The organism is Loigolactobacillus binensis (assembly GCF_005405165.1).
Lineage (GTDB): Bacteria > Bacillota > Bacilli > Lactobacillales > Lactobacillaceae > Loigolactobacillus > Loigolactobacillus binensis.
Window position 1 is genome coordinate 12,450 of the sequence record NZ_BJDN01000035.1, and the last position, 15,170, is coordinate 27,619.

Sequence of the window (15,170 nt, forward strand, 5' to 3'; positions counted from 1 at the left end):
AATATATTTTTGCGTGCAGAATGGTCACAAAATTAGTATAATTGAACGGTAAGGCACTATATTTAATAAAAACTTAGTCAGGGTAATTGACTTTTTATTGTATTTAAGCTAATTTTAAGAATGATAGGACTATACCGCCCTTATTTAATAATAATGGAATGCTAGTACTTGGGGAATTGAGGGATCATTGTGGACTTAAAGTTATTACAACAACACGAAATGAATTTATTACAGCAGATCGTTAGGATTTGTGACACTGCACACATAGATTATTGGTTGACTGGCGGTTCAATGTTAGGTGCAGTTAAGTACAAAGGCATGATCCCCTGGGACGATGATATTGATGTTTCAATGAAGCGGGCCGATTATGATCGCTTCATTGTTGCCGCTAATAGTCATTTTCAGTCTAATGATCGTTACGATGTGATCAGTGATTTGACCGATCACGATTACGGGATCACTTGGGCTAAGATCGTTGATAATCAGACACGGATCAAGGAAGATTTTAGTTTCAGTAGCAAAACGGTTTTCGTTGATATTATTCCTTTAGACAATGTTGCCGACAAGCCATTGACACGTTTCTGGGATAAAAATATCTTTCATATTGTCGATCAATTAGTTAAGGAACGTTATTCTGATGGTGATCATCGTGGTGTTATGAAGGTCTTTTTCGATTTAGCGCATACTATGACGAAGAATATGTCATTGGCACAGCTAAAACGGCTGCGTTATCGGATCATGACACGGCATAATGATACGTCAACAACGAAGCTAATGAATTACGCTTCTTGGTATGCTTTTGGTCGTGAATGGGTTCATGCTGCTGAAGTTAAGAAACTGCAAGCAGTACCATTTAACGACACCAAGATCAAAATTCCCGCTGGGGCTGCGGCAATTTTGAAACGGATGTATGGGGATATTCACCGGACACCATCTGCAGCTGAACAGCAGAGTAAGCATATTCAGGCTTTCAAGGTGGTACCAATTGATAAAAAGACGGCGCACCGATCGCTGCCGATTGATAATTATTTTGAAACCCAGCATTTAGACACATTTGCGCGTGAATGAGTTAACGCTCACAATGGAGGAGGGGCCACATTTGTGGTACGCTCTCTTTTTTTTGCCCACAATGTTTGCGCAAACGAATAATTGTGCTTTAATTAGGGAGTGTTGCAAAAGCTAGCTGGTCATTACTATATAAACTTGATCGTTGAAGTCAACGTGGTCGCATGGACGTTGATCAGGTTTTTAGCTAACTTGGTTATGTTAGGTTTGAGAGTAGCGGTCTATTTTTCAGATCTAGCTCAAAAAAGTAACGCTGAATAGTGACTTAATTATCAGTGGTAGTTAGGTGCAAATTATTGACCGAGTTAATGGCCTGGAGTCTAGCGGCATACTCGGTGCTTTTTTCTAACTGCTTAACTAGAAAGGCTCAGTCGCATGAAAGTTGTTCGTAATTATTTTTATAATATATTTTATCAAGTACTGTTGTTGATCGCACCATTGATCACAGTGCCGTATGTGGCCCGGGTGATCGGGCCCACTGGGGTAGGGATCAATGCCTACACCAATTCGATCGTCACTTATTTTGTTTTAGCTGGTTCGCTGGGCATTACGTTGTACGGTAACCGGGAGATCGCCTTTCATCGTGATAGTTTGGCTGACCGATCCCGAATTTTTTGGGAAATTGAATTGCTGCAGGTCAGTACAATTTTGTTGGCTTACGTGGCTTTTACCATTTTCTTAAGTTTTATGCCGCATTATCGGTTATTTTTCTTGATGCAGTCGTTTAGTTTGATCGCCGGTGCCTTTGATATTTCGTGGTACTTCATGGGGCTAGAAGATTTTAAGAAAACAGTTTTAAAAAATGCGTTTGTGCGGATCCTGACGATCATTTTAATTTTTCTGTTGGTGCACAAACCCAGTGATCTGTGGTTATACATTGCGATTATTTCCGCTAGTTCGATCGCTGGTAATGTGGTTCTATGGCCGTACTTACGGCAATCAGTGCAAAAGGTTGCGCTGAATAAATTACATATTTGGCGCCATATCGGACCGGCATTTGTCCTATTTATTCCCACGGTTTCGATGCAACTCTACATTATGGTCAACAAAACGATGCTAAAATCAATGGTTTCGGTTGGGGCGGCCGGCTTTATGGATTATTCGGATAAGTTGATCAATATGTCGATGGTGGTGGTGACTTCGTTGAGTACGGTGCTACTACCGCACGTGGCTAATTTATTTGCCCGCGATAAAATGGAGGCTGTGCGCCAAAGTCTGTACCGCTCATTTCAGTTTATTACTGCCTTGGCGGTGCCGATCGCCTTTGGAATGGCGGCCATTGCCCCGAAATTTATTGTCTGGTTTTTGACCCCGCGCTTTGCGCCCACCGGGTTATTGTTAAGTATTCAAACTCCGATTTTAGTGCTGATCGCTTGGAACAATACCATTGGGCGGCAATATTTATTGCCGGTGAAACGGACTTGGGATTACACTGTATCGGTTTCCTTAGGCGCCTTCGTTAACATTATCGCTAACTATGTTTGTATTAAGGCACTAGGCGTTTACGGTGCGGCGGTGGCGACTGTATTGACGGAAGTTTTCGTGACCGGTTACCAGATCATTGCAGTGCGGCGTGACCTTGATTTACGGCAAATGTTCCACGATTTGTGGAAGTTTTGCATTGCCGGATTACTGATGGGCGGCGCAGTTTGGCTGCTTAGTTCCAGTTTGCCTAATGCGCTGATCTACTTCTTCTTAGAAGTTTGCGCCGGCGTGCTGGTGTACGTCTTATTATTGATCGTTTTAAAAGCTGATATTTTTGTTGAAGTATTAGGCTACGCGCGTAAGTGGTTAGCTAAACGGTAGCACTAAAAAAAATACTGTTCATTGTGCGAATAGCACAGTGAACAGTATTTTTTGTATTCGCAATTTATTATAGTGGGATCCGGCCGTATTTGACTAGCGCCTTGACGCCAGCTTGTAACAAAACGGACCGATCATCGATGACCCGTTTCATAACGGAAGCGGGGTAGCCACGTAACTTGTGGTTACCAAATATTTTAGCGACACCGCTTTTGTGGCCTAAGCCTAACACAGTGCCTAAATCATTATAAACAAAGTCTTGGCGGGGTTGACCGGTAAGGTCGGCCACAATGTTGGCTACTGCAGCTTCTGCCATTTGGAAAGCAATTTGACCAGTAGCGGCGAATGGATAAGGCTTGCCAGGTTGGCGAACAGCGGAAACATCGCCGATCAAGAAGACCTTAGAATCGTCCTCCATGCAAAGCTGGTCGGTAACCATGACCCGATTGCGCCGTTGCTCAAAGCCGGAATCACTGATCACGTGACTACCGCGAACACCGGTGGTCCAAACTAAAGTATTAGCTGTGTAAGTTTGGTCGGCAGTGATGACTTTGTTTGCTTGAACTTCTTTGATCGGAGTACCAGTGCGTAGTGTGACTTTGTGATCCTTTAGCCATTGCTTAACGTAATTAGTTAAGTCATCATCAAACATTGGTAGGATCATATCTTTAGCTTCAATACACTGCACATCGATTTTATCGAAGGGAACATTGTAGTGTTCCGCCAGTTTAGGTAGCCGGTCGACTAAAGCACCCATAAATTCAAAGGAAGAGAACCACGCACCGCAGACAATGATCCGTAGATCGTCTGGATCTTGGCTAGTGGCGTAATTCTCGAACTGATTTTCCAAATGCTTTTTAACGGCCAAGGCGCTTTTAAGATCAACGATCGGCAGTGCATATTTGCTAGCACCGGGAATACCATAATCTTCGGATTCCAGCCCCAGTGAAACGATCAGATAATCGTACTTTAAGGATTGACCGTCTGCCAATGCAACTTGCTTATGATCCCGATCAATTTTGGTGACCGTTCCATTAATGAAGTTGATCTGAGCAGGTAAATTCTCTGGTAAAGGTAAAACAACGCTTTGGCCGCGTTGTGTACCAGCCGCAACCGGCGCCAATGAAGTTGTTTCATAATGATAGCGATTGCGATCAACTAAAGTGATCGTTGCGTCTAATTTTTTATGCGCCAACACTTTTGCGGCCCGTAAGCCAGCATAACCAGCGCCAAGAATCAAAATTTTCGTCAAGCTACTACCTCCAGTGTGATAACGCTTTATTTACGTCTAACGTTATAACAATATTGTTAAAAAGTAAAGCAATCCTAATTACGATTTGTTCAAACTTGACTGTGATCAAGTCTTTTGAAGCTGTTTACGTTAAAATGAAGTCATAAATTAAGTAAAAGAATTTTTTAGTAATAAATCGTTTACATTTTGAAAAAAAATATTATACTTAATTTATAAATTGAAAAATAACTTATTTGTTTTAGGAGGAATTTATTGATGGCTGAACAAGCAAAAACAATCAAAGCAGCAGATGCCGCCCTTAAGGTAATTGAAGAATGGGGCGTCGATCATTTATATGGTTACCCCGGTGGTTCTTTTGACGATATTATGAATGCGCTACACAATCGTCAAAACACAATGAAATTCGTACAGGTCCGTCATGAAGAAGCTGGTGCCTTATCTGCAGCAGCCGAAGCTAAACTAACTGGTAAGATCAGTGTTGCCATTGGTTCAGCTGGCCCTGGGGCTGTGCATTTGTTAAATGGTTTATATGATGCTAAACATGACCATGCGCCTGTTTTAGCTTTAGTTGCCCAAGTTCCACAGGCCCGGATGAACATTGACTTCTTCCAAGCCATCGATGAAGGCCCAATTTTTGACGATGTCGCTGTTTTCAACCGGACAGCAACAACTGCCGAAAACTTACCTGGTTTGATCGATACTGCTATTCGCCAAGCTTATAAATATCATGGCGTTTCAGTTGTCATCATTCCTAAGAACTTAGGTTGGACGGATATTGCTGATACGTATCAATCCAACGCTAAAAATCATTTGGCACCTTTGTACCCACAACCAGATCCAGTGGCCATCGACAAAGCAGCTGAATTGATCAAGGCGGCTAAAAGCCCAATGGTCTACTTCGGGATCGGTGCTAAAAACGCTAGCCCAGAATTAAAGGCCGTTTCTGAAAAGTTCAAGATGCCATTAGTTTCTTCAGTAATTGCTAAAGGGATCGTTGAAGACACTTATCCAGCCTATATTGGTTCGACTGGCCGTCCTGCCGGCAAACCTGGGGTCGAACTTGGTTTTAGCACGGACTTGATTTTGTGGGTCGGTAACGATGTCCCATTCAGTATCTTCCTATTCAACAAACGGGCTAAAGTGATTCAGATCGATATTGACAATGAAAAATTAGGTAAACGCCATAATGTTGAAGTACCGATCTTAGCCGACGCTAAAACAGCTTTAGCAGCATTAGCAGCTAAAGGTGACGAATTACAACCTTCAAACTTCTACCGCGCTGCCATTGCTAACAAAAACGACTGGCGCAAATGGCAAGATGGCTTTGCTACTGACAAGGAACAACCATTACGTCCAGAACCAATCTTTGCCGCACTTAACAAATACGCTGACGATGACGCGGTCTTCGGTGTCGATGTTGGTAACGTCAACATCAACTTCATGCGCTTGTTAGATTTGAAGACGACCCAGAAATGGACAACTTCTGGCCAATATGCATCAATGGGTTATGGTTTACCAGCTGCCGTTGCGGCTAAGGTTGCCTTCCCAGAACGGCAAGTCTTCAGTTTAAGTGGTGATGGTGGCTTTGCCATGATGTCCCAAGAATTATTGACTGAAGTTAAGTATGGCTTGAAGACGATCAACGTAGTCTTCAGCAATGAAACTTTAGGCTATATCGAAGCTGAACAAGCTGACGATACGCATCAACCACTTTCTGGTGTTGATCTACCAGATACTGATTGGGCAACCGTTGCTGAAGGCATGGGTGCTAAAGGCTTCACCATTCGCACCTTTGACGACATTGATAAAGTCTTCAAGGCTGCCGTTGCGGCTGAAGGCCCTGTCTTGATCGACGTTAAGTTGACGCATGACATGCCATTTACAACGGAGCATATGTTTATCGACAAAGCATGGCAAGATGCTGCTAAAGTTGATGAATTTGTTAAGAAGTATCAAGCCGAAGATTTGAAACCATTCAGTGCCTATTTAAAGGACGCCGAAGCTGGTAAACTATAATTTAATTCGGTACTTGTTTAACTAAAGGTTTGGTGTTAAGTTTGAGTTGACGTCGTAGCGCTTTCGTGACTAGGGACTATACCCAATATCCTAACGCCAAACCTTTTTATTACATAAATGATGTAATAAGTTATTATTGTTGGCGTGTGCAATGTTCGTCAAACAATAATTAGATAAGGGAGCAAGAATTATGGGACAAGCAACCAAGCAGGTACAAATGATGGGGACGATCATTACTTTGGAGATCGAGGCTGATGCACCAGCACCGATCCTCACTGAATTAGTTAAGCGGCTGAAAATTTATGAGCATCGTTTCAGTGCCAATGATGATAGTTCGGAATTAATGGCGATTTCCCGCAGTGCCGGGATCGAGCCTGTAGTGGTCAATGAAGAACTATATAAGCTGATCGAATTTGGCTTGCATTATAGCTTGGTTCCGCAAAGTCGGCTAAACATCGCTATTGGGCCGCTGGTTCAGACCTGGCGGATCGGTTTCAAAGATGCCAAACTACCAACGCCAGAAGAGATCGTCGCGGCCTTAGCGCTGACCAACCCGTTGGATATTGTGCTTGACGGGTTCACCCATTCCGTTTTCTTGAAGAAGGCGGGCATGGCCATTGATCTAGGATCATTAGCCAAGGGCTACATTGCCGATATGCTGATGGCCTATCTTAAAGAGATCAACGTTAAATCAGCAATGATCAATTTAGGTGGGAATGTTTTGACGATGGGACCAATGCCAACGCGGGATGATCATTTTTGGCGGATCGGGATTCAAGATCCAGCTAAGCCACGCGGTAACTATAAAAAAGTAGTGCGCGTTCGTGATCAGTCGGTGGTGACTTCCGGAATTTATGAGCGTAAGTTAGTGGTCAATGGTAAGAAATACCACCATATTTTGGATGCGCGAACTGGTTATCCGGTTCAAACTGACTTGGCCAGCTTAACGATCATTGCCGATAAATCACTGGATTGTGAATTATGGACAACTCGTTTATTCGGGCAACCTTCGGAGATCAGTATCGCGACGATCAATCAAGTACCAAACGTAGAAGCCATCGTGATCGATCAGGCCGGCAAGGTATTTATTTCGGCAGGGCTTGAATAAAATAGTCTTGCGCTAGGGTATAGTTTAAGTTAGTACTTTTAGCAAATTTAGTGTAAATGTATCTCAAAAAGGCGGCTTTTCGCGTCTTTTATGCAAATCTAGCATTTAAAAATAAACGCGTAGTAAAGGAGCAATTAAAATGAGTGAATCCGAAAAGAAGCAGCAAACCGGTGCTGAAGCAGAAGATCTAACTGCTTCTGGCAAGGCTAAAACCACAATTGAAGGCGTGAATATGAACGCCGATGACTGGGTTGAACAAGCCGCTAAGAAAACCAACGCCGCCGAAGGTAGCGACTACGTTAAACTGGATCGCGGTGTTCTCACAGTTGATCAATTAAACTATTTTTTGAACACGATGCCGATGGAATTGACTTATGCTGACGATAATAATCAATTTTTGTACTATAATCACATGGGTCCGCGGGATGAAATGTTGGCGCCACGCTACCCGAAGCAAGCTGGCGATCCATTATCAGCGGTTCACCCACCACGGGCCGTTGAACACGTTAAGGAAGTCATTAATTTATTGCGGACAGGTAAAACCGACATGGTGAAAATGCGTGTACCAGGTACTGGTCCTGATAAATTCATTATGCATTACTACAAAGCCATGCATGACAAAGATGGCGATTATGCTGGTGTTAATGAATTTGTGTTGGATTTAATGCCTACCATCAAATGGTTCTTAGCTAAAACTGGCCAAAAATTAGTGGACGATCCGGACACGATCTCCAGCGCTTCCTTACGGGATAAACCTACTGATGCAACTTCCAGCGCTTCGGTCAAGGATGAACCTAAACCAGCAGCTGAACCTGAAGCTACAAAGCCGGTTGATGGCACTTCTGGTGCATCGATCAATGACTAACGCGCACGTAAAGCTGTAATTTGGCTATTTAAATACAGTGAGCACAGAAAATACAAAAAGCTCCTGCCACTTGTGAAGTGGCTGGGAGCTTTTTGCGTTGGCGTCATTTTATTTTGTTGGATAAGCACCTAGTGTACTGCTTGGTAGCTGCTGTGGTTGCTGGGCGTTATTCAGCCAGGCAATGGTGATCTCTTCGCCGAAGATCGGTACGGTGAGCGCGCTGGTTATCAGTTGTACTTGATGATCAGCTGTAGCCGGGACTTTGATCAAGACATCATACCAGTGCTGTTCAAAGCTGATTTTAGCCTGGTACTCACCAGCAGCAGGTAAACGATTCAATGGTTTAACTTGGAGCGTAACGGCACCTGCAGTAGCACTATGAACGACTAATGCTGGTGTGGTGTAGACATAGTCTAGCAACTGATTGGCCTGTTGAACATCGCCAGCTGCTAATAGGGCGCGAATACGACTGGAGCTGATTTTTAGCGCGGCGGAACTTTTTTGCGCAACAATATTGACCTGGTAGCGTTGCTGTGCATAATCAGTTAATTCGGTGGCCTGCGCCGGCCGATTACCAAAAGTATAGTCGAAACCGGCAACCACTATTTTGGCTTGTAACCCCACAATATATTGCGCAACAAATGCTTCAGGGGTCAAACTAGCAAAGGCGCTGGTGAAATCAATAACATACAAAAGGTCGACATCTAATTGTGTTAATAATTGTTCCTTTTGTTTTAAAGTTGACAAATATGTATTTTCAGAAGAAGTCAGATGGCGAAACGCCAGGCTAGGGTGGTGATTGAAGGTCATAACGGCTAAAGGTAAATGCTGTTGTCGTGCGGCTTGGCGGCCTTGCTGAATCACTGATTGGTGTCCCCGGTGCACACCGTCAAAGAAGCCTAAAGTGAGCACACAGGGTACGGTCGCCAACTACTCAGGTCGATAGGGGTGATGGATGTGAACGATTTTCATTAAAATTCCCTCCAAAATAATGCGCTTACATCTAATTGTGGTATAATATTTGTATATTCAGCGCAGTGTAATTATACTATATTATATAAAAGGTTACAGTAATTTGTTGTAATTGAGTCAATAACACTGTTTGTGATTTGATTTGCCAGGTAAGCGGTAGTATTATGCTCAATAACTAGCATGTTGGCACAATAGTCAAAAAAATAGGATTGTGATAAAAAATGAATATAGCTTATTTTGTTGAAACCCGTAAGAAGATGGGCCTGTCGCAAAAGGAATTATGCGACGGTGTTTGTACCCAGGCAACCCTGAGCCGTTTCGAAAAAAATGGTCAAGTTCCCGCAATTAAAATTCTGATCAAGCTATGTAACCGGTTAAACTTAAGTTTAGCAGATTTGTTTCCGAAGGTCGAACAGGCGAGTAGTGCGTTAAACCAAAAAATGGCCGCGGCCGAATTTAAATTGATCACCATGGATTACACCCAAGCACAACAGTCTTTGCAGGAGATCGATTTTGATAAAATCGACAATGAAGACCAGCGCCTACGTTATCTATATTTACAAGGCTATCTGACAACGTTATTGGAAGGTGAAACCACCGATGCTCTGTTTGCCTTTAGCCAGATTTTAGCTGCTGACGCCAAGGATTATACGGAGATCTATAATTTATTGGCCTTGACTGGTTCGGGGATGATCTACGCACGGCAGCAAGAAAATGAAAAGGCGGATTTCTACTTTAATAAAGTGCTCAAAGCGATTTATGATTATCGAATTCGGACGACCACAGATGTTTGGCGGGTACTGAACATCGTCTATAATTGTGGTAAGTTTTATTCCGAGGTCAGCGAGTACGAGACTAGCGACGCCCTGTTGAATTATGCTTACGAGATCTGTGCGGAAAACCATTTGACTTATTATTTAGCGCGGGTGGCTTTTCGCTTGGCCCGAAATAAATATGCACAAAATAAGGATATAAACGAGATTTTCGACTATTTAAACGATGCCCGGGCTTTTGCGCGACTTAACGGGAATTTTCACGAATTGAAAGCGATTGAGGCTTTCCGCCAAAAATTAGATCCACAGCAAGCAGAAATTTAATTTTTGTCGTCAACTTGCTTGCTTCTTGTTTAGTTAACGCGTAAACTCCTTTTTCTACGCTTAGTTATTTTAGAGAAGAAGGTGACCGTTATGCTTTTCGAGACGTTATTATTGCTCGGTGGTGGGATGTTTGTGATTGGGCTATTAGGTAAGCCAACACGGCCACAGCAGCCTAAGCAACACTTAATTCATCTGGCACATAGAAAATAGGTTAGCGCGATTTTCGCTGCTAACCGTTGCGACCATTGCCAGCAATTTGATTTAAGTACTAGTTATACCAACAAGCGTCGTCTTTTAGACGCGTTTGCACTAAATTTATTGAAAAAGATTAAACCGCTAATGATTTTAAGCTATGTTCTAACAAGCGAGTGCACCGCAAGCTGATTTTAAGTCTACGTGCGTTCTGACGTTATATTCGGCTATTGGGGGAAGGCTGGGACTTTTGTTCTAGCCTTTTTGTTATCCTTTCTTTTCAGGAAACCCTTAGTTTGACCGTGCTTTTTATCTATGTTAAGGTTATTTAATTGTCAAATAGGTTTGGCTGTGCGTGTGGCGGCCAATCTAACGTAAACATGTTTAAAAAGATAGCTTTCTGTGCTTAGCTACGTTTGCCAAACGAGCCACTGCGTGTCGCTTATCAGCAAGCTAGGCTAATGCTCAAAAGCTGGATATCATTTTTATGCTCTGAAACGTAAACGTGTTTGATAAGACAGCTTTTTGCGCTTAGCTACGCTAGTCGAACGAGCCACTGCGTGTCTCTTATCGCCTAGCTAGGCTAATGCTCAAAAGCCTGAGCGTCTTTTCAAACACTCTCTAAATATAAGGAAGTGTTGATCACCATGAGTGTACTGACAGTGGAAAACCTCAGTCAGCAGTTTTTGGATAAAACATTGTACGACGACACAGGTTTCGCCCTGAATCAGGAAGATCACATGGGTATTATCGGCCAAAACGGGGTCGGTAAGAGTACACTGATCAAAATTATTACTGGTCAGATCCTGCCAGATAATGGCAAGATCACTTGGAAAAAGCACGCTAAAATTGGTTATCTAGACCAATATGTGAGCCTGACGGCAAAGCAATCCATTTTCGACTTTTTGAAGACAGCCTTTAGCGATCTATACGCATTAGATGCGCAAAACGCCGAGATCTACGCGGACTACGCTAATAATCCTGACGATGAGTTGCTAGCTAAGGCCGGTAAAAATCAAGAAATTTTAGAAGCGCGTAACTTTTATGAAATTGAAACCACGATCAATCAAGTTGCTACTGGTTTAGGTATTGATGCTTTTGGTTTAGATACCAACGCCAATGAGCTTTCAGGAGGGCAGCGTTCCCGCGTTATTTTGGCTAAGTTGCTTTTAGAAGAGCCTGATGTTTTGTTACTAGATGAACCGACCAACTATTTAGATACCAATCATATTACTTGGTTGATCGATTATCTAAATGATTTTCCCAGCGCTTATATTGTGATCTCCCATGATTATGATTTTCTCGGCCAGATTTCCAACTGTATTTGTGATATTGAATTTGGGAAGATCACGAAATACCGCGGTGATTTGAAGCAGGCGTTACGGCAAAAAAATGATAATCAAGAAGCTTATTTGAAGGCGTACGCCACACAGCAAAAGAAAATCGAAAAAACCAAAGCTTATATCCGTAAATATAAGGCCGGTAGTCGCTCAACCATGGCTAAAAGCCGCGAGAAACAGTTGGCGCATATGGATATTTTGACCCCGCCTGGGAATCTATTAGAATCGCATTTTGCTTTTCCGTACCAACCCAGTGCCGTGCGGATGCTATTAGAAGTTAGTGATTTAAAGGTCGGCTACGAAAAGCCATTGTTAGCGCCATTTAATTTCTCGATCACCCAGCCGGAAAAGGTGGCGTTGACCGGGTTTAACGGCATCGGTAAATCGACGTTGATCAAAACCCTATTAGGCATTATTCCAGCATTAGGCGGCGAGTTTGCTTTTTCGGCTACCACCAAAGTCGGTTACTTCCGACAGGAATTGGTTTGGGATGATCCGAAGCAAACACCGCTACAGATCGTCCAGGCGGCTGCAGAAGGAATGACCCAGCGCAAAGTACGTCAAGCGTTGGCTCGTGCTGGGATCGAGAAAGATAACGTGGACAAACCGATCAAAATGTTAAGTGGTGGTGAGCAGACCAAGGTTAAATTATGCTTGTTAATGCTGTTCCCGGCTAATCTGTTAGTGTTAGACGAACCAACCAACCATTTGGACGACGGCACCAAAAAAGCACTGGCCACTGCGGTGCGTAATTTTGAAGGCAGCGTCCTATTAGTGACCCACGAACCAGGCTTCTACGACAGCTGGATCGACCGCGTGCTTGATATAGAAAAATTGCAGAGTGCTAAAAAAAGCGTTTAGATTATGGAACATAACCTAGCGTGCTAATAAGAGACACATAGTGGCTCGTTTAGCATGCGTAGTTATGTGGAATAATCTGCTTTTTTTTACACGTTTCAGCTAGGCTAGGCGCAGGAAGCTGTTTTTTTAAACACGTTTGCGCTAAACTAGAGGCAAAAATTAACTTCGCAGTATTTTTCAAACTTAGCATGCGTAGTTATGTTCCATAATCTGCTTTTTTTTGCACGTTTCGGTCAAGCTAGGCGCAGGAAGCTGTTTTTTTAAACACGTTTACGCTAAACTAAGCGAAGCAACTACCGCTTTGTGCACCATAACCAACGCAACTCAATGCGTTGGTTATTTTTTTGCAATTCTTAGAATTTTGCTAGTAAAATTCATGCAGTCCTCATCAATTCTCGGTATGATGACGGTAGACAGGTATTGAAGAAAAGGGAGGCGCGGGATGACTGCAGCTTATAAAAGTGTTTTTGATATTATTGGGCCAGTGATGATCGGGCCTTCTAGTTCGCATACTGCCGGTGCTGCGGCGATCGGGCATGCGGCGCGCAAAATCTTCCGCCAGGTGCCAAGGGAATTGACAGTGCGTTATTACGAGTCTTTTGCGGAGACTCACCGCGGTCACGGCACTGATTATGCATTGGTTGCTGGTGTTTTAGGTTTAGCACCTGCCGATCCCCAGGTACCCAATGCGTTGGCTTTAGCACAGCAGCAAGGGCTGACGGTTCATTTTATTGAAATGGCGGGAACTAGTCCGATCGAACATCCCAACACGGCGATTTTAACTTTGCGGGCCGCTCAGCGAACGGTGACCGTCGCGGGGTGTTCAATTGGTGGTGGCACGATTGAAATCCGCCGGATCACCAGTGATGGTTTTGAATTGACACCAACGGGACCACTGCCGATTTTACTGGTTTGGGGTGCTGCCGATAATGATCAGATCATCCAAGAGAAGCTAGCTAAAATGACCAAGATCATTCGGCGGCAAAGCTATAACACCGCGACTAAGCATTTAGTGGAATTTGACTTGGAGCGCAGCCTGAAGCAGCATGAAGTCGCTAGCTTGCAGCAGCACGGCGCTGATTTAGTTTATTTATAGTTAGAAAGCAGGTACGAAAATGCAGAGCTATGCAACGATCGCCGAATTAGTGGCGGCAGCGACTACCGCCAACGTTTCGCTCTCAGAATTAATGATCCAGCAGGAGGTTGCCAATAGCGGTAGTAGTCGCGCGGCGGTTTGGACCGCAATGGAACAGAATCTAAGTGCAATGGCTGCTGCGGTCAAGCGTGGCAGCACTGGCGCCGGCGTTTTTTCTAAAACAGGCTTGACTGGTGGCGAGGCGGTGAAATTAAAGCAATATCGAGCGACACACCACAGCCTAGCTGGTGATGTGATGTTAATGGCGGTTCAAAACGCGATCGCCACTAATGAGGTCAATGCAGCAATGGGTGTTGTTTGTGCGACACCAACGGCTGGCTCTTCAGGAACGTTACCCGGTGTGTTGTTTATGCTACAGCAGCGCTTGCAGCTGACGCACGAGCAAATGGTCCGTTTTTTATTTACTGCCGGTGCTTTTGGTATGATCATTGCTAATAATGCAATGATCGCTGGTGCTACTGGTGGCTGTCAGGCTGAAGTTGGTAGCGCATCGGGGATGGCGGCGGCTGCAGCAGTGGAAGCCGCTGGCGGTACACCAGCTCAAGCGGCGGAAGCATTGGCGCTGGCGTTAAGCAACTTATTAGGGCTAGTTTGTGATCCGATCGCAGGCTTAGTGGAACTACCGTGCGTTAAGCGCAATGCGATCGGTGCGACTAACGCTTTGGTAGCTGCGGATATGGCTTTAGCGGGTTTGACTAATAAAATTCCGGCGGACGAAGTGGTAGGCGCCATGAAACGGATCGGTCAGCAAATGCCAGCTGCTTTGCGCGAAACGGGTCGGGGCGGACTAGCCGCAACACCTACTGGGATCAAAATGAAAATGCGTATTTTTGGGGAAGAGCGCAATTTTGAATCGTAGTGGCCGGGGTGCTAGGCAATTCCGACTGAATTTTTAAAAGCGCGTCATACTAATGGTTAAAAAATAAAACTAACTCAGATCATCCTTGTGGATTTGATCTGAGTTAGTTTTTTTATTACTGGGAAACAGGACTTGCGCCGGATTGACGCTAATGAGGCTAGCTAGTAAAGTTAATGATTGATTACCAACCAAAAAGGAGTTTATTCGGGTGAAAGATTTAATTTCGGATCGTAAATTGATCAATACAATCATGTGGGTGTTGCTAAGTGGATTAGCTTTTTTTGGCACGGTGCCGTTGTTTATCGTGACTTATTGGGCCTGCGCGCTGTTCATGATTTTACGTACGCGCCAAAGTCAATTACCGCGTAAAATCAGTTGGGCGGTGATCAGTGCTTACATTGTTTTAGGCACCCTCCAAACGATCTATGTCGGCAATGCGGTTGCTGGCCCGCATTTAAATTTATTGACTTGAACTGAACCCCATAAATTGGAGTAAATTTTAAGCAACTAACTGGTCGGAAAGATTTCGGTATTGAACCGGAGTTTTTCCGGCCAGTTTTGTTCTAATTCTTTTATTATTATAG

12 protein-coding genes and 1 pseudogene are annotated in these 15,170 nt (G+C 43.8%); 10 read left to right on the top strand and 3 right to left on the bottom strand.

What is annotated here, in order from left to right:
* Positions 1-189: 189 nt before the first annotated feature.
* Positions 190-1,068, top strand: a complete 879-nt coding sequence (locus tag FFM78_RS12320; protein WP_137638698.1) for a LicD family protein — start codon at positions 190-192, stop codon at positions 1,066-1,068.
* 372 nt (positions 1,069-1,440) lie between these two features.
* Positions 1,441-2,871 (top strand): oligosaccharide flippase family protein, encoded by a 1,431-nt coding sequence (locus tag FFM78_RS12325; protein WP_137638699.1) that lies wholly within the window; start codon positions 1,441-1,443, stop codon positions 2,869-2,871.
* A gap of 67 nt (positions 2,872-2,938) precedes the next feature.
* On the opposite strand, the gene FFM78_RS12330 is transcribed toward FFM78_RS12325, so the two are convergent.
* On the bottom strand, positions 2,939-4,120 hold the full coding sequence (locus tag FFM78_RS12330; protein WP_137638700.1) for an NAD(P)/FAD-dependent oxidoreductase: 1,182 nt from the start codon (positions 4,118-4,120) through the stop codon (positions 2,939-2,941).
* Between the two features lie 255 nt (positions 4,121-4,375).
* Here FFM78_RS12330 and spxB point away from each other — a divergent pair, with 255 nt between their 5' ends.
* From spxB to FFM78_RS12345, 3 genes and pseudogenes are all read left to right on the top strand, one after another.
* A complete protein-coding gene (gene spxB, locus FFM78_RS12335; protein WP_137638701.1) occupies positions 4,376-6,136 on the top strand; it encodes a pyruvate oxidase in 1,761 nt (586 codons plus the stop codon).
* A 190-nt stretch (positions 6,137-6,326) separates the two neighbouring features.
* A complete protein-coding gene (locus FFM78_RS12340; protein ID WP_137638702.1) occupies positions 6,327-7,244 on the top strand; it encodes an FAD:protein FMN transferase in 918 nt (305 codons plus the stop codon).
* A 181-nt stretch (positions 7,245-7,425) separates the two neighbouring features.
* Positions 7,426-8,109: pseudogene (locus FFM78_RS12345) on the top strand (PAS domain-containing protein); the annotation flags it as partial.
* Between the two features lie 108 nt (positions 8,110-8,217).
* On the opposite strand, the gene FFM78_RS12350 reads toward FFM78_RS12345, so the two are convergent.
* The gene (locus tag FFM78_RS12350; protein WP_223877081.1) at positions 8,218-9,021 is read right to left on the bottom strand and encodes an FAD synthetase family protein; all 804 of its coding nucleotides are present in this window, start codon (positions 9,019-9,021) and stop codon (positions 8,218-8,220) included.
* A 281-nt stretch (positions 9,022-9,302) separates the two neighbouring features.
* On the opposite strand from FFM78_RS12350, the gene FFM78_RS12355 reads away from it, so the two are divergent.
* The 5 genes from FFM78_RS12355 (at position 9,303) to FFM78_RS12375 (ending at position 15,058) form a co-directional block, all read left to right on the top strand.
* Positions 9,303-10,178, top strand: a complete 876-nt coding sequence (locus tag FFM78_RS12355) for a helix-turn-helix domain-containing protein (protein WP_137638704.1) — start codon at positions 9,303-9,305, stop codon at positions 10,176-10,178.
* Between the two features lie 839 nt (positions 10,179-11,017).
* On the top strand, positions 11,018-12,571 hold the full coding sequence (locus tag FFM78_RS12360; RefSeq protein WP_137638705.1) for an ABC-F family ATP-binding cassette domain-containing protein: 1,554 nt from the start codon (positions 11,018-11,020) through the stop codon (positions 12,569-12,571).
* A gap of 442 nt (positions 12,572-13,013) precedes the next feature.
* The gene (locus FFM78_RS12365) at positions 13,014-13,667 is read left to right on the top strand and encodes a serine dehydratase beta chain (RefSeq protein ID WP_137638706.1); all 654 of its coding nucleotides are present in this window, start codon (positions 13,014-13,016) and stop codon (positions 13,665-13,667) included.
* A gap of 19 nt (positions 13,668-13,686) precedes the next feature.
* On the top strand, positions 13,687-14,586 hold the full coding sequence (sdaAA, locus tag FFM78_RS12370) for an L-serine ammonia-lyase, iron-sulfur-dependent, subunit alpha (protein WP_137638707.1): 900 nt from the start codon (positions 13,687-13,689) through the stop codon (positions 14,584-14,586).
* Between the two features lie 208 nt (positions 14,587-14,794).
* Positions 14,795-15,058, top strand: coding sequence for a hypothetical protein (locus tag FFM78_RS12375; RefSeq protein ID WP_137638708.1), 264 nt, complete (start codon positions 14,795-14,797; stop codon positions 15,056-15,058).
* Between the two features lie 27 nt (positions 15,059-15,085).
* Here the strand turns inward: FFM78_RS12375 and FFM78_RS14200 are convergent.
* The coding region (locus FFM78_RS14200; protein WP_137637389.1) for an IS3 family transposase at positions 15,086-15,170 on the bottom strand (85 nt) is incomplete at its 5' end.